The organism is Gemella haemolysans (genome assembly GCF_012273215.1).
Classification (GTDB): Bacteria; Bacillota; Bacilli; order Staphylococcales; family Gemellaceae; genus Gemella; species Gemella haemolysans_A.
Genome location: NZ_CP050965.1, coordinates 722,243 through 744,359, shown reverse-complemented (window position 1 = coordinate 744,359; position 22,117 = coordinate 722,243). Strand labels below are relative to the sequence as shown.

Genomic DNA, 22,117 nt, shown 5'->3' with positions numbered 1-22,117 from the left:
TATTCAATGCAATCACTCCTTTTTCTATTTATTTTCTTCTAATATTTTTTCTGTAATTTTCCATGCAAGAGTTGCACATTTTACCCTAGCTGGAAGTTGAGAAATATTTTGTAATGAAATACTATCTTCTAAGTTTTCTTCATTAAATTCATTTCCCATTATCATATTTAAAAAGTCTTTAATTTTGGCATTTGCTTTTTCTACTGATAGACCTTTTAGTTCTTCTGTTAACATTGAAGCTGAAGCTAACGAAATAGAACAACCAGTCCCAACAAATTTGATATCCTCAATAATATCATCAACTAATTTCATACTAACAGTTATTTTATCACCACATGAAGGATTTAACATCTCTAGCTTATAACTATTTTCTATTACTCCATTATTTCTAGGATGTTTACTATGATCTAAGATTACTTGTTTATATAAACTTTTTAAATCACTAAAACTCATTTTCGAAAAACTCCTTCGTTTCTTTTAAAGTTTGAATAAAGAAATCTATTTCTTCTTTTGTATTATATAGATATAGACTCGCTCTCGCTACCGAATATGTTCCTAATTTTCCTAATAATGGTTGTGTACATTGATGACCTGCTCTTATACAAATTCCTTTTTCATCTAAGAAACTAGTTAAGTCATGAGGATGAACACCTACTAAGTTAAAAGATACTAACGAAACTCTGTCTTCGATATTTTTCACACCATATATCTCAATGTTCTCAATTTTAGACAATTCAGAATACATATATTCTGTAAGTTCTTTTGTATACTTTTCTATATTTTCTAATCCAATACTATTTAAATACTTAATAGTTGCAGCTAGTCCAGCAGCTTCAGCTAGAAGTGGTGTTCCCGCTTCAAACTTATCTGGAAGTATAGCCCACGTTGCAGAAGTATCTTCAACAATACCAATCATTCCTCCACCAAATTCTACTGGATCAAATTTTTCTAATAAGCTCTTTTTACCATAAAGCACACCTATACCAGTAGGTCCACACATCTTATGCGCACTAAAAGCTAAAACATCACAATTCATTTTTTGCACATCAATTCTTAAATGTGGTACTGATTGGGCAGCATCTACTACAAAATAAATATCTTTATCTTTCAATAATTCACCAATTTCATAAACCGGATTAATATTCCCTAATACATTAGAAGCGTGACATATTGAAACAATTTTAGTTTTTTCTGTGATAAACTCTTTTAGTTGTTCAATACTAATTCTTCCTTCTTCATCTAGTTCTAAATATTTTAAAACTAGATTTTTACGTTTAGCCAGTTGTTGCCATGGGATAATATTAGCATGATGCTCCATATATGTAAGGATAATCTCATCACCTTCACTAACATCTTGTTCTAGAATTCTTGCTGCGAAATTTAAGCTCTCAGTAGTTCCACTAGTATAAATTATTTCTTCATAACTACTAGCATTAATAAATTCTCTTACAAGCTCTTTAGACTCTTCGTATATTTTCTCTGATTCATTACCTAAGGTATAAACAGATCTATGGATATTCGAATTATAATTCCTATAGTAATCTGATATAGCATCGATTACTTGATTAGGCTTTTGAGTAGTAGCTCCATTATCAAAAAATATCAAATCATTTCCTGATATCTTTCTTTTTAATATAGGAAAGTCTTCTCTATATTTACTAAAATCTATCATTATTATTCACTCTCGTTATTGTTAATTTTTTCATCAATAAGGACTGTAACAAGTTCTTTAATCTTATCTACTGTTAATTCTGAGATAACTGGAGATAAGAATCCGTGAACTAGTAATCTGCTAGATTCTTTTCTTGTTAATCCTCTACTTTGTAAGTAGTATAATTGCTCTTCATCAATACGCCCTAGAGAAGCACCGTGACCTACCATAACATCATTTTCATCGATTAGTAGCATTGGATTTGCATCAGCTTTTGCTTCAGATGAAAGTGTCAGCATTCTTGAACTTTGATAAGCGTTAGAACCTGTTGCTCCTTTAACGATAAATCCTACACCGTTAAATACAATATGAGATCTATCAAGTAATACACCGTGTTGAAGAATATCACCTTTACTACTTAATCCTTGGTTAACTACTTCACTATTGAAGTAAGTTTTTTGTTCTTTAACTCCTAAAGTAACAATCTTAAGGTTAGCTTCAGATCCATCACCTAGAATATTTGTTGTATTATCGTGATATACATCTGCTTCATCCATCGCTGCAACATTCCAGTTAATTAGTGAATCTCTATAAGTTAATCCACGACGTAAAATAGTTCCACGTTTTTCTCCTGGTTGGTTTGTAATAGAGCTATAATTAATTTGTGCTCCTTCATGAGCTACAACTTCAGAAACTAAACTGAATGGTGCTTTGTCTTCTTTTTGATTATTTACATAGTTTTCGATAAAGTTAAATTTAGAATTTTTACCAACTTGAATAGTAACATGGTTAAATAAACATTGTTCTTTATCTGAAATGACAATATATTGAAGCGGCTCTTCTATAAACACATTATCTTTAACGTTGATAAATAATCCTGCATTTAATAATGAATAGTGAACAGCTGTTACTTTACTTTCTGCATAATCGACTACACTCATAAAGCTGTCTTTAATGTGATCATCATTCATAGCTGAAAAAATATCTTTAATTACTACTTTATCTGCATATTTTTCAGGAATATTAATATGAACAATAGTATTATTTTTTTGCACTACAGCAAAATCATCATTATTAATTCCATATTTAGTTATATCTATATTTCCTTCATTTTCTAATCTTAGAGTTGAAAAATCAACATTAAATAAGTTCCATCTTTCTAACTCCATAGACTCTAGTTTTGGAAAAGATAGTGTATAACTTTTATATAAAGCTAATTTTCTAGTATTTAAAAACCATGTTGGTTCATTAGTATTAGAAAAAATACTTTGTAAAGTTTTAATACTTAGTTTTAATTTATTATTTTCCATATTAAACCTCTTCTTTTAACCAATCATAACCTTCTTTTTCTAAGCGAAGCGCTAATTCAGGTCCACCTGATTTTACGATTTTTCCGTCCATTAATACGTGAACGAAATCTGGCTCAATGTAATCTAATAATCTTTGGTAGTGAGTGATTATTAAGCAACCAAAGTTTTCTCCACGCATTTTGTTAACACCTTTTGACACTACTTTTAAAGCATCGATATCTAAACCAGAGTCAATTTCATCTAGTATAGCAAATTTTGGTTCTAACATCATCATTTGTAAAATTTCATTACGTTTCTTTTCTCCACCTGAGAATCCATCATTTACATAACGTTGAGACATTTTTAAATCCATGTCTAAAAATACCATTGTTTTATCTAATTTTTTAATGTATTGCATTAGCGGGATACTATCTTCACGTTGTGCATTGATAGCTGATTTAATAAATTCTGAAGTTGGTACACCTGGAACTTCTGATGGATATTGCATAGCTAAAAATAACCCAGCGCGAGCTCTTTCATCAACTTCCATTTCTAATACTTCTTCACCATCTAATAAGATGCTTCCTCCATCAACTTCATATTTAGGATGCCCCATAATCGCAGAAGCTAGTGTAGATTTACCAGCTCCATTCGGTCCCATTACCGCATGAATTTCACCAGATTTTATTTCTAAGTTTAGTCCTTTTAATATTTGTTTTTCATTAATTGATACTTCTAAATTTTTTATATCAAGAACTGACATTTTATTTCCTCCATCTCTTATACTATTTCGATTTATACATTAGTAATAATACTAATAATCATTATTTTCATAATATTAATTATAAAGGTTTTCATAATTAATATCAAATTATTGGTTTGATAAAAAATTTACTAACAAGAAAAAATAATATTCTTTAATAACATTTATAAAAATAAAAACAAACCAATTTTTTTCTTTATAATTTAACTTTTAAATTTGATGTATTGCCCTACTAAAATTTTCAAAAATAAAAAATCTCCAACACATAATGTATTGAAGATTTTTTGTTATTTAAAATTTATTTTGAGAATTCCCACATAGCTACGATTTCTGTTTTTAATTCATCGTAAGACCATTTTTTTAATGTTCTTGTGTAACTGTTAGGATCATTGATTATGTAATTACCATCTTCATCTTTTGCAGTAATTAGTATAATATGACCAACTGTTGTGAATTTTCCGGGATGTACTGAAGCTATAATTGGATTCCCTTTATCTAAGCTTGCATTTATTGCTTCTTTATTTAGTGGAACACCTGTTGATTTAACACCATATTCTTTAGCTATATAATCAAAAAAGCTCCATTTTGTTCCTTCCGCAGCAAAGTAACCATTTGCATCTTCTTTTTCAGCAATACTCTTTGGAGTAATTGATTTATCGTCTAATATTCCTCCTAAAGCCATAGCTACACATGTTGGACCACATCCCCCAATAGCGATATTAGTTCCACCAAGTTTATCATATGCCCATCTTTTATCCCATTGTATGTAATAAGGGTACTTTCTGTCTATATCTACTGTTTGTCCTTGTTCAAAAGGTGTAGCCTGTTGACCTGCCAAGTAACCCAAAACATATTGAGTAGCATCTTTATTATTTGCTAATAATTTTTGTTCTGCTTCGGGTAAATGTTCTCTTTGTAAATATATTAATTGACCAATTAAACTTCCATTAGCATTTTGAAGAAGATTAGCCTCTACTCCATTAGGAGTTGTAATAAATGGTGAAGGTTGTACAACACCTTGAATTCCATCACGAGCATTTGCTACATTTTCACTATTTGATTCTTTATTTGTATTAGTATTACTGCTCTTATTCGTAGTATTAAATAGTACTTCCTTATTACTTTGAACTACATATAACAATATAGTACAAACAAAAAGAACGGCAACAACTATTATTTCAATATTTTTTCTTTTCATTTAACACCTCTTTATTTACTTTTTTTCACTAAAATTATTCCTACAGATATAACTATAATATAACCTATTAAACTTTGCAAGTCTGGTAACTCATTAAAAAATATAAATCCAAAAATTCCAGAAAATAAAACCTGAGAATAGTCAAAAACTGAAATATTTTTTGCAGCAGCATATTTATAAGCAAACGTAACACCATATTGGCCAATTGTTGCTGAAGCTCCAGCTAATACTAGCATAGAAAGTTGATACATTGTCATAACCCTATAATCAAAAATTAAATAAGGTAATAATAATAGAGTAGATAATGTTGAGAAAAAGAATATAATAAACTCTCCCGACACATTATGAGTACCTAAGTATCTTACACAAGTATATGCAATACCTGAGCAAAAAGCACCTAATAGCGCTGCTAGAGCTCCCATACTAATAAAACCATCCCCACTAGGTTTAATTATAAATCCTACACCTATAAATGCAATAACTATAGCAATCATTTGAAATTTTGTCATTTTTTCTTTAAAAAATATGTATGACAATATTAAAATTACGAATGGTGATAATTTTTGTATAATCGTAGAGTCTGCGAGACTTATATGCGTTATTGCATAAAAGTTAAATACGAGTCCAATCGTTCCAAAAACACTACGCGATATCAATACACTCCATGATAATTTACCTTTTGGAAAGTTAATTGACTTCCAATGTTTTATTAATGGAATTGATGAAATTCCAACAGCTATAATATTTCTAAAAAAACCTTTTTGCATTGAAGGTAGATTCCCAGCAAGTTTTATAAATAGTGCCATTAGAGAAAATCCAAATCCTGCAACAATTATACAAAATATTCCCATTAAAATATTATTTTTTTTATCCATTGTAAAACTCCAATACTCTAAATATTTGCTCAATTGTCTCTTCTAAATTACTTTTGGCAACAGTCTTATTCATAGCAATTTCTAGAGGAAGGAATTCTCTTTGAATAGAAAATGAAACATCTACTATTTTTTTATCTTCAGCACTTAGATTTAATAGTTCTTTATCAATAATACTACCAGCCAAGAAAATTATTTTTTTATCATATTTTTTCGCAATTCTAGCCAATTCTATAGGTGCTTTCCCCATATAACTTTGTCTATCTAATTTTCCTTCGCCAGTTATTAAAAAATCAACCTCTTGAATTTTTTTCTCTATATCTAAGTAGTTAATCATAAAACCAGAACCAGATTGAATAGTAGAGGTTAAAAAAGACAAGAATGCAAAACCTAATCCACCTGCAGCTCCACTTCCTTCATAAGATGAATAGTCCTTTCCTAACTCTTTTGAAACTAATTTAGCGAAGTTTTCCACAACTTCATCAACTTCTAAAAAGTCTTCTTCTTTTAATCCTTTTTGTTTTGAATACACATAAGTAGCACCTTTTTGACCATATAAAGGGCTATTAACATCACTTATTATTGTAAATTTAGCTTTCTCTAACTTTTTGTTTTTACAACTATAGTCAATTTTCTCTATTTTTTTAAGTTCACTTATTCCATGTTGACAAATTTCATCATTTTTACCAACAAATCTTATTCCAAGTTCACTTAGCATTCCAATACCACAATCGTTTGTTGCACTACCACCCAAACCTATAATAAAATTTTCAATTCCTTGTTCTAATAAATGGGAAATCAATTTTCCTAAACCAGCTGTTGATGTTATATATGGATCTTTTTGATCCTCAGTTAGCTGCTTAATACCAATAACTTCTGCAACTTCAATAACTGCCTCTTTAGTTTTAAGATTCATTAAATAATTAACTTTACATTCTTTTTGAGCAGCATTTATAGTTTTAAATTGTTTCTTTTCAAAGTTTTTAAATAAATTTAAGAAACCATCTCCACCATCAGCAACAACTTCCATTTCCACTTCATAATCACCAAAAGATTTATTAATTTTATTTGATATAATTCGACCTACTTCATATGAAGATAAAGAACCCTTAAATTCATTAACCGCTACTAAAACTTTCATCCAATTTCAACTCCACTTACAAAAAATTTATAATCTTTTAATTAATTTTATCATTAAATAGGTTTAAATTAAAGTTTTAAAATTGAAAATAAAATATAAAAACATTTTCATTAATAAAATTTACACAAATACTTTAAATTTACGCTTATTTTTAGTATAATAATTATGTAAAGTATTTTTACTTTATATTTAGGGTTTATTTTAGAGCTCATTTTTGATTAATTCAAAACAATGCAGTGTTAATTTGTCACCTGTAGAAGCAAACTACTTTTAGTTTTACAATTATAAGTAATCCTCATGTTTGTGCCAGTAATCTACAGCCAACATATTAATTATATTAGTTCTAAGAGTTTCTAATTCCCTAAAGATAGGCTAATATAATAACTGTAAAAAACCACGAAGTTTACCCCTAAACTCTCGTGGTTTTTAAATAGAAATAGAAAATGAAATAAATCCCTTATAAAGATGATATACAACTTTACAAGAGATTTATTTTTTATTTTACAATATATAATTATTTATCTCGTTTCAATAAATAATTCGCAAAATCTACTAACAGACCATTATTTAGTTTATTAGCTATATTTATAGCATTTTCAGTATGTTTTTGGAGTAATTCTTCACATTCTTCAATACCATAGAAGCTTAGATAAGTAATCATATCTTCGTCACTTGGTAGTTTTCCAATTTTTTCAAAATCACCATAATAATCAAGAATATCGTCTTTTATCTGATATGCTATACCTAACTGCTTCCCAAATTCTTTAACATCTTCATAATCACAATTCTTATCAGCTACTAAACAAGCAAAATCCATTGGTAGTTCAATTAAGCGACCAGTTTTTAGGCTATGCATTTTTCTTAAATAGTCAGCATCAACATTGTAATTTTTTTGTTTTACGTCATAAACTTGACCTGCAATCATGCCCATAGCTCCAGAATAATTGGCAAATTGTTTTATTAATCTAACTTTTAAATCAGACTTAACATTAGATTCACTAAGAACTTCAAACGCCAAAGTAAGCATTGCATCACCAGTAAGCACAGCAAGATCCTGACCAAAAACTTTATGATTCGTAAGTTTCCCCCAACGATAATCATCATTATCCATTTCTGGTAAATCATCATGTACTAATGAATATGTATGAACCAACTCTATAGCAAGAGCTATATCAAAATAATTAGTATAGTCCACTTCATAATATTTTAATAAATATAAGAATGATAACGGCCTAATTTTCTTACCATCATTTACCAATGAATAAGTAATCGATTCTTTTAAAATATCAGGCATATCTAATTTTTCAACATATTCTTTAGCGAAACTATTTAATTGATCTTTGTTTTCTTCTATGAAGTTTTTAAAATTATTCATCTTCTTTGAAATCCTTAGTTAATTTAGCTACTTCTTTTTCGGCATTATTGATTAAATCATTACAATTTTTAATTAAATCTATTCCTTGTTTATAACGATCTAATGAATCTTCTAATGATAATTTTCCAGATTCTAATTCTGCAACAATTTTTTCTAAATTCATTAAACTTGTTTCAAAATTTTCTTTACTCATTACTTAACTCCTTTATCGGATATATTATTAACTTTACATTCTAGGCTACCATCAGCTAATTTAACTGATATGTCATCACCTATTTGTACATTTTTTACTGAAGTTATTTTTTTATCATTTAAAAATGCTACTGAATATCCTTTTTTCATGATATTTAGTGGTGAATTTGCCTCTAATCGATTGACCTCATTAGTAAAGTTTTCTTTAAATCTAGCTAACAAGTTAAATTCTATAAACTTATCTTTTGATATTAATAAGTCATTTTTCTTATCCTTAACTAGAATTTGCAAGGATTTGCTAAGTTCTTTTTCTAATAACTCAACTGCTCTTCTATACTCCGTAAATATTTTTGAATAGTTTTTATAGTACGGATTATTTTCACTATTACTAATTCTATTTTTATAATTTTGAAGAATATAGTTTATAGTATTCGTTAATTTATCATAATTAAATGATATTCTATTTTTTATATCTTCAATATTTGGTGTTACTAGTTCAGCAGCTGCAGTTGGAGTCGAAGCTCTTCTGTCAGATACAAAATCAGCAAGTGTAGTATCAGTTTCGTGACCTATACCGGTTACTATCGGTGTTCTACAGTTAAATATAGCTCTAATTACTTCTTCTGTATTAAAACTCCAAAGATCTTCTATTGATCCTCCACCACGACCTAGTATAATAACATCGTTAGAGCCATCATCAGCTAGTTTAATATTTTTAACTATATCTTGTACTGAGTTCTCTCCTTGAACTAGTGTTGAATAAATATTTATTTTAGCTATTGGAAAACGACGTTGTATCGTTCTAGTAATATCTTGGACAGCTGCTCCTGTTTTAGCTGTAACTATAGCTATATTTTGAGAAAAACTAGGTATTTGTTTTTTGTATTGAGGTAAAAACAGCCCTTCTTTTTCTAACTTTTCTTTCAGTTCTAAAAATTTTTGATATAATTCACCAATTCTATCTTTTTTCATATCAGTAACTAAAAGATTATGTTCTCCTCGCGGAAAATAATAGTTAATTTTTGATTTTATTAGAACTGTATCTCCATCTTTAAAATCTTTTGTTTTTGCTCCGAACCATACTGCATTTATTCTAGTATTTTCATCTTTTATTGAAAAATATATATTATTGTTATTGTGAATTTTAAAATTTGAGATTTCACCTTTTATATATATTTCTCCTAAGTACGGATCTAATAAAAACTTTCTCTCAATATATTTATTTAATGCTGTAACGGTTAGATATGTTCTCTCTTCCATCTAACTTTACCTCTTATTTTGTTGAATTTTCTACAATTCCTTTTAATACTCCATTGATAAATTTATAACTTTCATCTTTTTCACTATATTTTTTTGAAAGTTCAACCGCTTCATTGATAGAAACTTTATAAGGAATATCACTATAAAGTATTTCATAAGCTGAAATACGTAGTATTTGTCTATCCATTTTTGATAAACGCTCTAATTTCCAGTCTTTAAGATTATTAGAAATAACTTCATCAATTTCATCTTTTTTCTCAATTATTTCTGTTAATGTTTTATTAACATAAATACTAGTTGAAATTTCTTCTTGTTCTAAATCTAATAGTTCAATAAAATCTAATTCAGTATTTTCTACTTGGAATAATATTTTAAAAACTGCTTCTCTAAGTTCGTGTCTGCTCTTCATTTATATCTCCTAAATTAAAAATCAATTCCTAATATATTAACATTAACAGTTTTTGTTTTAATTTCTGTCATGTTGAAAATAGAGTTTCTAACATTTTCTTGAATTTTTCTTGCTGTTTTAGCTACAGAGAATCCAGATTTTAAATTACAATATACATCGATAACTAATTCACTTCCAGCAAATTCTAATTCTACTCCACGAGAGTAAACTTTTTTTCCTAATAATTTTGAAACACCTTCTACTTCAGTTGCTGCAATGTTTGCAATAACTTCTAATGCATTCGGGTTGATTTCTACTTTTCCTAATTTTTTAGTTTCCATTTTCATTTCCTCCGAAATTATATTTAACATTAGTATAATCTAATATTAAATTATTATTTGTCCATAATAATCCTATTAATTATACCATATTTTCAAGAAAAAAGGGAGAGATTACCTTAAAATAGTTACTCGTTAAAACTATTTTTTAGGTAATCCCTTCCCTATTATCACTTCTTTTAAATATTAAATATTAGCTAATAATTCTTCGAATGCTTTATCGATATTATCTTTATTCTTAGCACCTGCTTGTGCCATATCTGGACGTCCACCACCGCGTCCGTCACATACTGTTGCTAGTACATTTACTAGTTTTCCTGCATTGTATTTATCAGTGATAGCTTTATCTACAGCCACTACGAAGTTTACTTTATCTTCATTTACTGAAGCAAAGGCAATAACATAGTTTTCTAATTTAGACTTAGCATTATCAACAAGTTGTTTAAGGTGATTCATGTTTTCTGATTCAACTACGCTCGTCAGTACATTTACACCATTTACTTCTTTGATATTATTTACTAAGTTGTTTAATTCAGCATTAGCGATTTTTTGTTGTAAGCTTTCTTTTTCTTTAGCTAGTTTCTTAATTTCTGATTGTAATCCAGAAACTTTTTCAACAACATTTGAAACATTAGCTTTTGTTAATTTTTCAACAGAACGAAGAGTTTCTTCTTGTTCTCTTAAATATTCATATGCAGCTTTACCTGTTAAAGCTTCTATTCTACGAACCCCTGCAGCCACACCTGATTCAGAAACAATCTTGAAGATTCCCACTTCCGCACTGTTAGCATTGTGAGTACCACCACATAGTTCGATAGAGTAATCTCCGATAGAAACAACACGTACAACATCTCCGTATTTTTCTCCGAATAATGCTTGAGCACCAAGTTTTCTAGCTTCAGCGATTGGCATTTCTTCAGTTTTGATTTCTAACGCATTCCAAATTTGTTTATTTACTTCTTGTTCTACTTTTTCAATTTCTTCTTTAGTTAGTGGAGCGAAGTGAGTAATATCAAATCTTAGTTTTTCATCAGTTACTAATGATCCTGCTTGTTTAATATGAGAGCCAACTTCATGACGAAGCGCTTCGTTTAATAAGTGAGTTGCAGTATGGTTTTTCTCGATATTTAATCTATAAGCTCTATCTACTTCTAGTTTATATTCTTTTCCAACTACTAATTCCCCTTCTAGTACTTTTACTAAGTGAATGTGACGTTTATCTGGAAGTTTCTTAACATCTATTACTTCTGCTTTGAATCCTTCTGCTAATACTAAACCTCTATCAGCTACTTGACCACCACTTTCAGCATAGAATGGTGTTTTATCGAATACTACTTTTACATTCTCTTCACCTTTATAGTTTTCTAATAAGTTATCATCTTTATCAACTATAGCTAATAGTTTACCTTCATCTGTAAGTTTAGTATATCCAGTAAATTCACTGTCTCCTACTATTCTGTTGTATAGGTCAGATTGTACTTGCATTGAAGAATCTTCTTGACGAGATGAACGAGCTCGTTCTTTTTGTTTTTCCATCTCTTCATTAAACCCATCAATATCAACTGTTAATCCTAATTCTTCTGCATATTCTTCAGTTAATTCAATTGGGAATCCAAAAGTATCATAAAGTTTGAATGCATCTTTACCAGAAATTACTTTCGTTGTATCTTTAACTTCTTTAGCAATATTATTTAAGATTGCTTCACCTTCGTTTAATGTTTCGTGGAATCTGTCTTCCTCTTTAAGAATTACATCTTTAACAAAGTTTGCACTCTCTTTAACATTTGGATAGTAATCTTCCATAATTTCTGCAACAACATCAGTTAATTTATACATAAATGACTTGTTTAATCCTAAAACTTTTGCATATCTAACTGCACGACGTAAAAGTCTTCTAAGTATGTATCCGCGTCCTTCATTTGATGGCAATGCTCCATCTGCAATAGCAAATGCAACTGTTCTAATGTGGTCAGCTATAACTTTAAATGCAACATCTTGTTCTGCATTTACACCATATTTAGCACCAGAAAGTTTTTCAATTTCTCTAATAATTGGGATGAATAGGTCTGTATCAAAGTTTGTTGGAACATCTTGTAATACAGAAACTATTCTTTCTAATCCCATCCCTGTATCTATGTTTTTCGCAGGAAGTTCAGTATAGGTACCATCAGCATTGTGGTTATATTGACTGAATACTACGTTCCAAACCTCTAGATATCTATCATTTTCTCCACCTGGGTACATTTCCTCTTTTGGTGACCATGTATCAGCATCTTCTCCACGGTCATAGAAAATCTCAGTATTTGGTCCAGAAGGTCCTTCACCGATATCCCAGAAGTTTCCTTCGATACGGATAATTCTATCTTCTGGAAGCCCAATAACATTGTGCCATAAGTCATATGCTTCTGTATCTTCTGGGTGGATAGTTACTGATAATTTTTCTTTTTCTAATCCTAACCATTTTTCAGAAGTTAAGAATTCCCAAGCCCATGGTACTGCTTCATTTTTGAAGTAATCTCCAATTGAGAAGTTACCTAACATCTCGAAGAATGTGTGGTGACGAGCTGTTTTACCGACATTTTCAATATCATTAGTTCTAATAGATTTTTGTGAGTTTGTAATTCTTGGATTCTCTGGAATCTCACGTCCATCAAAATATTTTTTCAGAGTTGCTACTCCTGAGTTAATCCATAGTAAAGTAGGATCATCAACCGGTACTAAAGATGCACTTGGTTCAATTTTGTGTCCTTTTTCTACGAAGAAATCTAAATACATTCTTCTAATTTGTGTTGATGTTAGTTGTTTCATTTATATTCTCCTTTCAAGCTAACAAAATAAAATAAAAAAGCCCCCTGTGTAAACTAAATTACACAAGGGACGACAATAATCGTGTTACCACCCTAATTCGAGTACACCGTACTCCTCATTAGTTTTTATAACGGCTTGATTGCCGACGAAGCACTACATAGGTAGCATAAAAGTCATATTATGAACCCTTCTCACCACTAGATTCTCTCTTTTAAATAATATTTCTAACTTTTAATTCCTAAACTTCATAGATATTTATGTTAATTATAAACAGATAAATTATATTTGTCAATAGATTTTACTTAGAATTTCTCATTTCAAACATAGCTTTCTTTTGCCAAAGCTTCATATTTTGTTTTAGTGTATCAAATCCATACTCGAAATTTAAAGTATCTAAACTATTGATTTCTTTTTTATCAGTGGCTTTTTTTTGTTTAAAGTTTAATGTTGCATTAATCTTATTATCTTTAATTGACAGGACCTTAACTTCTAAAATCTCATCTTGTTTTATATAACTACTTATATCGAATATAAAACAATTTGTAATTTCAGAAATATGAATTAGACCAACCATTTTATCTCGTGTTTCTATAAAGGCACCGTATGGTTTTACAGCTGTTACTTTAACCTTTATAATATCGCCTGGGCGAATTTCTCTATAACTCATTTTTGATTTTCTCTACAACTGCTTCAACTGTAAATCCATACTCTTCGATTACTTTATTTGCAGGTGCAGAAGCTCCAAATTTATCGATTCCAATAGCTAATCCATCTAAACCAACATATTTATACCAAAGAGCACTGTTACCCATTTCTAATGATACACGACGACGCACATTTAATGGTAGTAGTTCTTCTTTATATTCTTTAGATTGTTCTTCAAATAATTCTACTGAAGGCATACTTACAACACGTACTTTTGAACCATCTTTTTCTAATTCACGTGCTACATCAATTGCTAAAGCAACTTCTGATCCAGTAGCAATTAAAATAGTATCAAAGTCTGAAGCTGTTTCATGCACAACATATGCTCCTTTAGCAACTTTTTCAAATGAAGAATTTTCTAAAATTGGTAAGTTTTGACGAGTTAATACAATCGAAGTTGGTTTATCATTTGTTTTTTGTGATAAATACCAAGCAGCTTGTGCTTCAGTAGCATCAGCTGGTCTGAATACATATGTATTCGGGATTGTTCTTAATGATGCTAAATGTTCAATTGGTTCGTGTGTTGGTCCGTCTTCACCTACTGCAATACTATCATGTGTAAATACATAAGTTACAGGTAAGTTTTGTAACGCTGATAATCTTAATGCAGCTTTTAGATAATCTGAGAATACGAAGAATGTACCACCGAATACACGTACTCCTCCGTGTAATGTTAAACCGTTTAGTACAGTAGCCATTGCAAATTCACGAACACCAAATTGAACATTACGCTCAGTTCTGTGCTCATCGTCTTGTAAACCATCACCTTTAATAAATGTCATATTTGAGTGTGAAAGGTCAGCTGATCCTCCAAAGAACGTTGGTAAAACAGCTGCAACACTATTAATTGCGTCTTGAGATGAATTACGAGTTGCTTGAGCTTCCCCAACATTTTTAAAGCTAAAACTTTCTTTTGATAGATGTTTAATGTCTTCACGTGTTAGTGCTTCTTCTAGCTCTTTCGCTAATTCTGGGAACTTAACTTTATAATCTGCATATACTTTTTCCCATTTAGCATATTCATTTTCACCACGATCCGCTACATTAGCTTTGAAGTCAGCATATACTTCAGCAGGAATATCAAATGGTTCATTTTCCCAACCGATTTCTTTTCTAAATAAAGCTGTTTCCTCATCACCTAATGGTGCACCGTGAACTCCATTAGTCCCTTGTCTATTTGGAGATCCAGCTCCGATAATTGTTTTTACTTCGATTAACGTAGGTTTATCAGATTTTTTAGCTTGTTCAATAGCTGCACTAACAGCTTCTACATTAGCTCCATCTTCAACTAAAAGAGTATTCCATCCATATGCTTCATATCTTGCACGAACATTTTCAGAAAATGCATCTTTAGTCTCTCCATCTAGACAGATATCATTTGAATCATATAATACTACAAGTTTATTTAATTTTTGTACTGCTGCAAAGCTTGATGCTTCTGAAGCTACACCTTCCATGATATCTCCATCACCACAGATTACATATGTGTAGTGATCAAATAAGTCATAACCTTCTTTGTTGTACTTAGCAGCTAAATATCTTTCTGCTAAAGCCATACCTACTGCTGTAGAGATACCTTGTCCTAGTGGACCTGTTGTTGCATCAATACCTTTAGTGTGTCCAAACTCTGGGTGACCAGGAGTTTTAGAACCCCATTGACGGAAGTTTTTAACTTCTTCTAAAGATACATCTTCAAATCCTGAAAGATGTAATAATGAATATAGTAACATTGATCCATGTCCTGCTGATAATACGAATCTATCTCTATTAACCCAGTCAGTTTTCTTTGGATTTACTCTAAGGTGTTTTGTAAATAGTGAGTAAGCCATTGGTGCTGCTCCCATTACTACACCAGGGTGTCCTGATTTTGCTTTATTAATCGCATCAACACCTAATACTTTTATCGCGTTTACTGATTTTTGTGACATAAACTGTCCTCCTAAATTATAGCTCTATTCTACCTGAAATAGCCCTTGATAAAGTAACTTCATCAACATACTCAATATCACTTCCAAAGGAAATACCTTGAGCTATTCTGGTAACTCTTATATCTGTATTTTTTAAATATCTTGAAATAAAACTTGCTGTTCCCTCACCTTCTGGAGATGAGTTAGTTGCTAGTATTATTTCTTTTACTGTTTCATCTTGTGCTCTTTCAAAAAGAGACTTTATATTAATATCAAGTGGACCTATTCCATCCATAGGTGAAATTAAACCATCAAGTACATGATATACACCTCTATATTGTTGCATATTCTCCATTGCTACTAAATCATTATCATTAGCTACAACGCAAATCATCGATTTGTCTCTACCTGCATCAGAGCAAATATCGCACACATGATCTTCACTAAGTCGTCCACATACTTCACAATTAGTTAGCTTTTCTTTTAAATGTACTAAACTATCCGCAAAGTTTTTTATATCATCATCATGCATTTTCAAAGTATGAAATGCTAATCTTACTGCAGTTTTCTTTCCTATACCAGGTAACAATGAATAACTGTCTATTAAATCTAAAATCGGTTTAGGATATTGCATCTTATAGTCCTGGGATGTTTAATCCGTTTGTAAATTTACCTAATGTTTCCTCTTTTAATTGAGTAGATTTTTCTAGTGCATCATTTACTGCAGTTAAAATCATATCTTGAAGCATTTCAATATCTTCTGGATCAACTACTTCTTCTTTAATTTTAATATCTAATATTTTTCCATCACCATTAGCTATTGCTGTTACCATACCACCTGATACAGTTCCTTCAACAGTTTGGTCTTTTAATCCTTCTTGGGCTGCTAACATGTCCTTTTGCATTTTTTGCATTTTTCTCATCATTTGTTGCATATTTCCCATTCCACGCATAATATTTCCTCCTAATGTCAATTTATATTATAATTCTATTTAAATTTTTACTACTTGTCAATAATTTGGAATTTTTTTCAAGTTATTTCAATTATTTTCAAGCATCTTTTCAAATGTTAGTTTTCTATTATTATATCTCCAAATAACTCATCAATTTTAGTTACCGGCTTTTCTTCAACTTCTTCTTCAATCAAATTGCTTTCTACAACTGGATTTGCAAGTTCATCTTTAAGAACAGTGTACTGATGATCTTGAATTGTATAAATCGAGTAATCTACTCCGATAAATCTCTTGAATAGACTTTCCAAATATTTTTTATATTTAGAATTTGGAGCCATTTTAACCATATTATCTACTTCACTAAAAACTAATAATCCTCCTTCTTTAGAAGAAGCTACTAATTGACAAGAGCTAAATAATTCTCTCATAGTTACTACTTCTGGATTATTTGAATTTAAGCTTTCATTAATTATCTTATTAAAAACATTTGCTGCATAATTGGTAAAATTCTCACTTGAAGTCTTCATAAGTTCGATAATTTTAGTCTTATCTTTTATTATAACTTCTTTTATTTCTTCTTTAGGTATTGTTCCCTGCCAACTTGTTGTATTTACTTCTTCATTTGTACTATTCTGTGACTCAACATGTGAAGTATTATTAATATTATTTACTGATAAACTATTTAGATTTTGTCCTAATTGATTTAACTTATCTTCTAATATTTTAATTCTATTTTCTAGCTCAACAGTTCTTGTATTTGAAACTGTCTTTTCTACACTATTAGCAACGGTAACTTGATTAATACTATCTTCTTTTGAACATATTTTTACAATACAAATTTGCATATAACTCATATACTCTGTAGAAAATCTTATATATTGTTCCGTTTGTGATAAGTATTCAATAATTTTATAAAAATAATCGAAATTTATATTGTTAACTTCATCTGCGATTTTATCTATATTATATGCCGTATGCTTAGTATCTTTTAAATTCTTATATACCACTACATCTCGTGTTACATTAATAAGATCATTAAGTAACAATTTAGTATCTTTAGCTTGAGATACAAAATTATTATATGTTAACAAGGATTTTGTAACATCTCCTTGTAAAAGATTTCTATAGAACACAAGTATATCATCTTCACTTATTGAAGAAGTTACTTCTAGTATATGATTTAATGTAATTTCTTCAGAATAATTAGATACTTGATCTAGTATACTAATCGCATCTCTTAGACCACCCTTAGCAAGAGTTGCAATTTTCTCTATAGCTGCATCTTCTATTACTAAACTTTCTTTTTCTGAAATATACTTTAATCTATCTATTAATTGTTCCTGCGAAAGATTCTTAAATTCAAATCTCTGACATCGTGATAAGATTGTAGCTGGTATTTTATGAATTTCTGTAGTTGCTAGAATAAAAATAACATGAGCAGGTGGTTCTTCTAAAGTTTTTAATAATGCATTAAATGCTGCTGTAGTTAGCATATGCACTTCATCAATTATATATACTTTATATTTACCTTCTGTTGGCAAAAATTTAATTGCTTCTTTTATATCACGTACTTCATCAACACCATTATTACTAGCTGCATCAATTTCGATAATATCTACATTTTCTTTTTGATATTCTTCGTTTTTATTAACTTCATTAGCAAAGATTTTTGCAATAGAAGTCTTCCCTGTACCTCGAGATCCATAAAATAAATAGGCATGACTTATCTGATCTTTATCAATCGCATTTTTTAATACAGAAACTATGTGATTTTGACCTACTATATCAGCAAATGTTTGTGGTCGATATTTCCTATATAATGCTTGAAACATACAAACCTCCTAAATTATTTTAACTTATATATTATACCATATTTTTAAGTTTACTTATAGTAAAAAAAGACTAAGAAAAAATTCTTAGTCTTAAAATTTTAGAAAAGATTGTCTTCAATAAACCATCTACCATTTACTTTTTTTACATATGTAGTTCGTGTAGTATCTCCACCCAATTGTTTTAGTAGATCATTCCCTTTAGCTTTTAATTGAACTTTAGCTCTATTTTCATTCATTTGTTTTACTTCTCCAATCTCAATCATATCAATAAAAGTTTTTGCTAATTCTATTGATGCTTTTTTAGTATCATCTAGATTGTTAAATTGTTCTAAAGCTTTAGTTCTAGCTTCATCACTTTCAAAGTAAATATTATTTACTAATTTTTTAAAGTCACCATCTTTTGTTGCAGCTATTGCATTTTTCACAGCTTCTTCAGGTGTTGCTCCACCTAGTTTCCCACTACCACCAGAGAACATAAAAATCATTAATACAACCAAAATCGCGGCAACTGCAGCAGTTATATATCCTATCATTTTACTATCCATCTTAGGTCCACGATTCATAGGATTAAAGTTTTGGTTATTACCAAATTGTGGATTAAATTGATTAGGATTATTGTATCCATTTTGATTACTGAACTGTGGATTATTCGGATTACCAAATTGAGGATTTTGTCCATTATTTCCTTGCCCTCTATATTGTTGGTTATTCATATTATTATATTGTGGATTTTGTCCATTATAACCCTGTCCTCTATATTGTGGATTATTCATATTATTATTTTGAGGTGATTGAGCATTATACCCTTGTCCTCTATATTGTGGATTATTCATATTATTTTGAGGTTGATTTTGACCATTTGAATATCCTTGGAATTGTGGATTATTCACGTTATTTACTTGTGAATTTTGGTTTTGATATGGATTTTGATTATTTACATTTCTATTAAAATTTTGTTGATTTTGTCCATTATAACCATTTCCATGATATTGGTTATTTTGTTGAGGATAACCTTGATTTGGATGATGATTTTGAGGAGTTCCATTTGGATTTACATTTTGTCCTCTATTATTCATAATAACTTTCTCCTTTTTTATTAATTTTTGGAAGATAAATATAGAATATTTTAAAATTTTATTAATAAATACAATTCTTCTCAATAATTTATTATACTAGAGCTTTAGTCTTTTTGTCAACGATATATAAAGTGCCCACTAATTACAAAAATACAATTTAACAAAAGCGTATATCACCAAAAAAATAAAAGATTATCCGACTAGATAATCTAATTATTAAACAGAATATTTTTTCTTTTCAAGATAAATTACTACCATAATTGATTTTTCTTTAAAAACCATCTCCCATTATGCTTTTATACAGTTAAAAAACTTCTACCATCATTTATTAAGTATTTTTTATCCAAATTGTCTTTTTTATTTATTTTCTTAAATCTAACTATAAACGTATCTAAATCAATCATATTAACTTCTTCTATTTCATTATCATTAACGAAGGACTTTAACATATCTAACTTGTATTTTTCTTCTTTAGATATTTTCTTGAATTCTTGAACGGATTCATCTTTATCTTTTTTATTATCATAGTAGATATAATCAAACATTTTTTCAAAGTTATTATTCCTCACAGTTTTCATCCATCTTTTTACGGATTCTTCAGGTGTAGCTCCACCTTCTCTTTCAGGTAAAACAATTGAAAACACAATTATCAATACTAATATGATTACAGATAATAACCTTTTATTTTTTGATTTATTATTTAATTGTCTCTTAAAACTACTATTTAAACCATAAGTCATATTTATTTAACCTTTATATAAACTTTATAGAGCATTAATTAATCTATATTTAATTTTATCTATATGAATTAAAATAAAATAATATATAATCCAACTACTAGACAACCAACACCAGTTATTTGTAAAATTCTCCCAGTTCTTTTACTATCCTTTGCGTACTTTTCAATATTTTCTGGTAACTTTGCTTCTTCATAACTTATGTTAACACCACTAATTAAATGAGCATTATCCCCTCTTAGAATATACTTGGCTATAATAAAGAATACCCCTGCAATATAAAACATTACAAAAGCTATTGCATAATCTATATATTCAGTAGGTAAAAGGATAGACGAAAAAATTAAAATTTCACATAGTAACATCAGTAGAATCGCTGTACTTGTTTTCATAATAACACACCCTTTTTGTACTTTACTTAAACATATTATATTTCAATTATATTATACAATAACACAACATTGCAGGTCAAAACTTAACCAAAAAAATAACTCTCCTTACTGTAATTTCTATCCAGTAAAGAGAGCCATATTCAATACGATAATCTCGTTTTATTTTCTATTGTTAATTTTAAATTTCAAGAATAAATCATTGTAAAGTTGTAGCATTTTAGGTTCTAAATCTTGGTACACTTCTGCACGATTTCCAAAACTTTCTAAATCAGGATAAAATTGTTCATCGCTAGTAGTTTCTTCTGGAAGTAATTCTTTAGCTTTTGTATTCGGTGTTGCATATCCAATAAACTCAGAGTTTTTAGCTGCATTTTCCGGTTTTAACATGAAGTTAATAAATTTATATGCCGCTTCTTCGTTTTTAGAAGTTTTTGGAATTACAATGTTATCAAACCATAGATTCGTTCCTTCTTTCGGTAAGGCATATACCATATTTTCGTTCTCACCCATGATAGCTTTAGCATCACCTGAGAAAACTACAGAAGCCCATGCTTCATTGTTAATCATAAGCATCTTTTTCTCATCTGCATTAATTGCTTTTACATTAGGATGAAGAAGTTCTAATTTTCTTTCTGCTAAATTAAGGTTTACTTCATTAGTATCATTTACAGAATTCCCTTCAGATTGAAGAGCAATTCCCATCATTTCACGAGCTCCATCAATTAACAAGATATTGTTAGCTAATCTTGTATCCCATAAATCATTCCACTTTTCAAATTTTAAATCTTCTGGAACTTTAGTCTTATTATATAAAACACCTAATGTTCCCCAAAAATAAGGAATTGAAAATTCATTATTTGGATCAAAACTTTTGTCTCTAAATTGTGGATCAATATTGTCAAAACCTTCAATTTTACTATGATCTAATTTTTTTAGAAGATTTAATTTTTTCATCTTCTTAATCATATAATCTGATGGAATAACTATATCATACGGTGTTGAACCCGCTTGTATTTTCGTAAGCATCGCTTCGTTAGAATCGAATGTTTCATAAACAACTGAAATCCCTGTTTCTTCTTCAAATTTCTTAATTAAATCTGGATCAATATATTCTCCCCAGTTAAAAATTGTTAGTGTTTGTTTATCTCCACTATTTGAACTATCTATAAAATTACGACTATATAGAAGTCCTAAACAGATAACTAAAATTGAAACAGCTGAAATAAGTAATTTTCTCATA

General features: G+C 29.4%; 22 protein-coding genes. All 22 read right to left on the bottom strand.

Annotated elements, in window-relative coordinates; translation table 11 throughout:
• Positions 1 to 24: 24 nt before the first annotated feature.
• Positions 25 to 453: a Fe-S cluster assembly sulfur transfer protein SufU gene (sufU, locus tag FOC48_RS03560; protein WP_003146098.1), complete on the bottom strand. Its 429-nt coding sequence runs from the start codon at positions 451 to 453 to the stop codon at positions 25 to 27.
• Complete coding sequence (locus FOC48_RS03555; protein ID WP_035466869.1) at positions 443 to 1,669, bottom strand: aminotransferase class V-fold PLP-dependent enzyme; 1,227 nt, start codon at positions 1,667 to 1,669, stop codon at positions 443 to 445. Before FOC48_RS03555 ends, sufU begins: the two co-directional genes overlap by 11 nt.
• A gap of 5 nt (positions 1,670 to 1,674) precedes the next feature.
• The gene (gene sufD / locus FOC48_RS03550; RefSeq protein WP_003146100.1) at positions 1,675 to 2,961 is read right to left on the bottom strand and encodes a Fe-S cluster assembly protein SufD; all 1,287 of its coding nucleotides are present in this window, start codon (positions 2,959 to 2,961) and stop codon (positions 1,675 to 1,677) included.
• 1 nt (position 2,962) lies between these two features.
• Complete coding sequence (gene sufC / locus FOC48_RS03545; RefSeq protein WP_003146101.1) at positions 2,963 to 3,703, bottom strand: Fe-S cluster assembly ATPase SufC; 741 nt, start codon at positions 3,701 to 3,703, stop codon at positions 2,963 to 2,965.
• Positions 3,704 to 4,001: 298 nt separating this feature from the next.
• Entirely contained in the window at positions 4,002 to 4,901 is a 900-nt protein-coding gene (locus FOC48_RS03540) for a C39 family peptidase (protein WP_003146102.1), read from the bottom strand.
• A gap of 11 nt (positions 4,902 to 4,912) precedes the next feature.
• On the bottom strand, positions 4,913 to 5,776 hold the full coding sequence (locus tag FOC48_RS03535; protein WP_172497854.1) for a DMT family transporter: 864 nt from the start codon (positions 5,774 to 5,776) through the stop codon (positions 4,913 to 4,915).
• The gene (locus tag FOC48_RS03530) at positions 5,769 to 6,914 is read right to left on the bottom strand and encodes a glycerate kinase (protein WP_172497852.1); all 1,146 of its coding nucleotides are present in this window, start codon (positions 6,912 to 6,914) and stop codon (positions 5,769 to 5,771) included. The genes FOC48_RS03535 and FOC48_RS03530 overlap by 8 nt, the downstream gene beginning before the upstream one ends.
• A 514-nt stretch (positions 6,915 to 7,428) precedes the next feature.
• Positions 7,429 to 8,289, bottom strand: a complete 861-nt coding sequence (locus FOC48_RS03525; RefSeq protein WP_172497850.1) for a polyprenyl synthetase family protein — start codon at positions 8,287 to 8,289, stop codon at positions 7,429 to 7,431.
• The gene (gene xseB / locus FOC48_RS03520) at positions 8,282 to 8,482 is read right to left on the bottom strand and encodes an exodeoxyribonuclease VII small subunit (RefSeq protein ID WP_003146112.1); all 201 of its coding nucleotides are present in this window, start codon (positions 8,480 to 8,482) and stop codon (positions 8,282 to 8,284) included. The genes FOC48_RS03525 and xseB overlap by 8 nt, the downstream gene beginning before the upstream one ends.
• The gene (gene xseA, locus FOC48_RS03515) at positions 8,482 to 9,741 is read right to left on the bottom strand and encodes an exodeoxyribonuclease VII large subunit (protein ID WP_003146113.1); all 1,260 of its coding nucleotides are present in this window, start codon (positions 9,739 to 9,741) and stop codon (positions 8,482 to 8,484) included. The genes xseB and xseA overlap by 1 nt, the downstream gene beginning before the upstream one ends.
• Before the next feature lie 13 nt (positions 9,742 to 9,754).
• Positions 9,755 to 10,150, bottom strand: a complete 396-nt coding sequence (gene nusB, locus FOC48_RS03510; RefSeq protein WP_003146114.1) for a transcription antitermination factor NusB — start codon at positions 10,148 to 10,150, stop codon at positions 9,755 to 9,757.
• 14 nt (positions 10,151 to 10,164) lie between these two features.
• Positions 10,165 to 10,470: an Asp23/Gls24 family envelope stress response protein gene (locus tag FOC48_RS03505; protein WP_003146116.1), complete on the bottom strand. Its 306-nt coding sequence runs from the start codon at positions 10,468 to 10,470 to the stop codon at positions 10,165 to 10,167.
• Positions 10,471 to 10,653: 183 nt separating this feature from the next.
• Complete coding sequence (gene alaS / locus FOC48_RS03500) at positions 10,654 to 13,275, bottom strand: alanine--tRNA ligase (protein WP_003146117.1); 2,622 nt, start codon at positions 13,273 to 13,275, stop codon at positions 10,654 to 10,656.
• Between the two features lie 298 nt (positions 13,276 to 13,573).
• On the bottom strand, positions 13,574 to 13,942 hold the full coding sequence (locus tag FOC48_RS03495; protein WP_003146120.1) for a S1 RNA-binding domain-containing protein: 369 nt from the start codon (positions 13,940 to 13,942) through the stop codon (positions 13,574 to 13,576).
• On the bottom strand, positions 13,932 to 15,908 hold the full coding sequence (gene tkt / locus FOC48_RS03490; RefSeq protein ID WP_003146121.1) for a transketolase: 1,977 nt from the start codon (positions 15,906 to 15,908) through the stop codon (positions 13,932 to 13,934). Before tkt ends, FOC48_RS03495 begins: the two co-directional genes overlap by 11 nt.
• A gap of 16 nt (positions 15,909 to 15,924) precedes the next feature.
• Positions 15,925 to 16,521, bottom strand: coding sequence for a recombination mediator RecR (gene recR / locus FOC48_RS03485; RefSeq protein WP_003146123.1), 597 nt, complete (start codon positions 16,519 to 16,521; stop codon positions 15,925 to 15,927).
• A 1-nt stretch (position 16,522) separates the two neighbouring features.
• On the bottom strand, positions 16,523 to 16,840 hold the full coding sequence (locus FOC48_RS03480; protein ID WP_003146124.1) for a YbaB/EbfC family nucleoid-associated protein: 318 nt from the start codon (positions 16,838 to 16,840) through the stop codon (positions 16,523 to 16,525).
• A gap of 116 nt (positions 16,841 to 16,956) precedes the next feature.
• A complete protein-coding gene (dnaX, locus tag FOC48_RS03475) occupies positions 16,957 to 18,672 on the bottom strand; it encodes a DNA polymerase III subunit gamma/tau (RefSeq protein ID WP_003146126.1) in 1,716 nt (571 codons plus the stop codon).
• Between the two features lie 98 nt (positions 18,673 to 18,770).
• Positions 18,771 to 19,748 carry a nuclear transport factor 2 family protein gene (locus tag FOC48_RS03470; protein WP_003146127.1) on the bottom strand — a complete coding sequence of 326 codons (978 nt, stop codon included), beginning with the start codon at positions 19,746 to 19,748 and terminating at the stop codon, positions 18,771 to 18,773.
• 296 nt (positions 19,749 to 20,044) lie between these two features.
• Entirely contained in the window at positions 20,045 to 20,488 is a 444-nt protein-coding gene (locus FOC48_RS03465) for a hypothetical protein (RefSeq protein WP_003146129.1), read from the bottom strand.
• A 68-nt stretch (positions 20,489 to 20,556) separates the two neighbouring features.
• Positions 20,557 to 20,877 (bottom strand): hypothetical protein, encoded by a 321-nt coding sequence (locus FOC48_RS03460; RefSeq protein WP_003146130.1) that lies wholly within the window; start codon positions 20,875 to 20,877, stop codon positions 20,557 to 20,559.
• A gap of 159 nt (positions 20,878 to 21,036) precedes the next feature.
• Entirely contained in the window at positions 21,037 to 22,116 is a 1,080-nt protein-coding gene (locus FOC48_RS03455) for an ABC transporter substrate-binding protein (RefSeq protein WP_003146132.1), read from the bottom strand.
• Position 22,117: the final 1 nt, after the last annotated feature.

What these genes read in the sequence shown, in the direction of transcription:
- sufU (WP_003146098.1), bottom strand. Translation starts at nt 453, where the DNA reads ATGAGTTTTAGTGATTTAAAAAGTTTATATAAACAAGTAATCTTAGAT.
- sufD (WP_003146100.1), bottom strand. Translation starts at nt 2,961, where the DNA reads ATGGAAAATAATAAATTAAAACTAAGTATTAAAACTTTACAAAGTATT.
- sufC (WP_003146101.1), bottom strand. Translation starts at nt 3,703, where the DNA reads ATGTCAGTTCTTGATATAAAAAATTTAGAAGTATCAATTAATGAAAAA.
- FOC48_RS03540 (WP_003146102.1), bottom strand. Translation starts at nt 4,901, where the DNA reads ATGAAAAGAAAAAATATTGAAATAATAGTTGTTGCCGTTCTTTTTGTT.
- FOC48_RS03535 (WP_172497854.1), bottom strand. Translation starts at nt 5,776, where the DNA reads ATGGATAAAAAAAATAATATTTTAATGGGAATATTTTGTATAATTGTT.
- FOC48_RS03530 (WP_172497852.1), bottom strand. Translation starts at nt 6,914, where the DNA reads ATGAAAGTTTTAGTAGCGGTTAATGAATTTAAGGGTTCTTTATCTTCA.
- FOC48_RS03525 (WP_172497850.1), bottom strand. Translation starts at nt 8,289, where the DNA reads ATGAATAATTTTAAAAACTTCATAGAAGAAAACAAAGATCAATTAAAT.
- xseB (WP_003146112.1), bottom strand. Translation starts at nt 8,482, where the DNA reads ATGAGTAAAGAAAATTTTGAAACAAGTTTAATGAATTTAGAAAAAATT.
- xseA (WP_003146113.1), bottom strand. Translation starts at nt 9,741, where the DNA reads ATGGAAGAGAGAACATATCTAACCGTTACAGCATTAAATAAATATATT.
- nusB (WP_003146114.1), bottom strand. Translation starts at nt 10,150, where the DNA reads ATGAAGAGCAGACACGAACTTAGAGAAGCAGTTTTTAAAATATTATTC.
- FOC48_RS03505 (WP_003146116.1), bottom strand. Translation starts at nt 10,470, where the DNA reads ATGGAAACTAAAAAATTAGGAAAAGTAGAAATCAACCCGAATGCATTA.
- alaS (WP_003146117.1), bottom strand. Translation starts at nt 13,275, where the DNA reads ATGAAACAACTAACATCAACACAAATTAGAAGAATGTATTTAGATTTC.
- FOC48_RS03495 (WP_003146120.1), bottom strand. Translation starts at nt 13,942, where the DNA reads ATGAGTTATAGAGAAATTCGCCCAGGCGATATTATAAAGGTTAAAGTA.
- tkt (WP_003146121.1), bottom strand. Translation starts at nt 15,908, where the DNA reads ATGTCACAAAAATCAGTAAACGCGATAAAAGTATTAGGTGTTGATGCG.
- recR (WP_003146123.1), bottom strand. Translation starts at nt 16,521, where the DNA reads ATGCAATATCCTAAACCGATTTTAGATTTAATAGACAGTTATTCATTG.
- FOC48_RS03480 (WP_003146124.1), bottom strand. Translation starts at nt 16,840, where the DNA reads ATGCGTGGAATGGGAAATATGCAACAAATGATGAGAAAAATGCAAAAA.
- dnaX (WP_003146126.1), bottom strand. Translation starts at nt 18,672, where the DNA reads ATGTTTCAAGCATTATATAGGAAATATCGACCACAAACATTTGCTGAT.
- FOC48_RS03470 (WP_003146127.1), bottom strand. Translation starts at nt 19,748, where the DNA reads ATGAATAATAGAGGACAAAATGTAAATCCAAATGGAACTCCTCAAAAT.
- FOC48_RS03465 (WP_003146129.1), bottom strand. Translation starts at nt 20,488, where the DNA reads ATGACTTATGGTTTAAATAGTAGTTTTAAGAGACAATTAAATAATAAA.
- FOC48_RS03460 (WP_003146130.1), bottom strand. Translation starts at nt 20,877, where the DNA reads ATGAAAACAAGTACAGCGATTCTACTGATGTTACTATGTGAAATTTTA.
- FOC48_RS03455 (WP_003146132.1), bottom strand. Translation starts at nt 22,116, where the DNA reads ATGAGAAAATTACTTATTTCAGCTGTTTCAATTTTAGTTATCTGTTTA.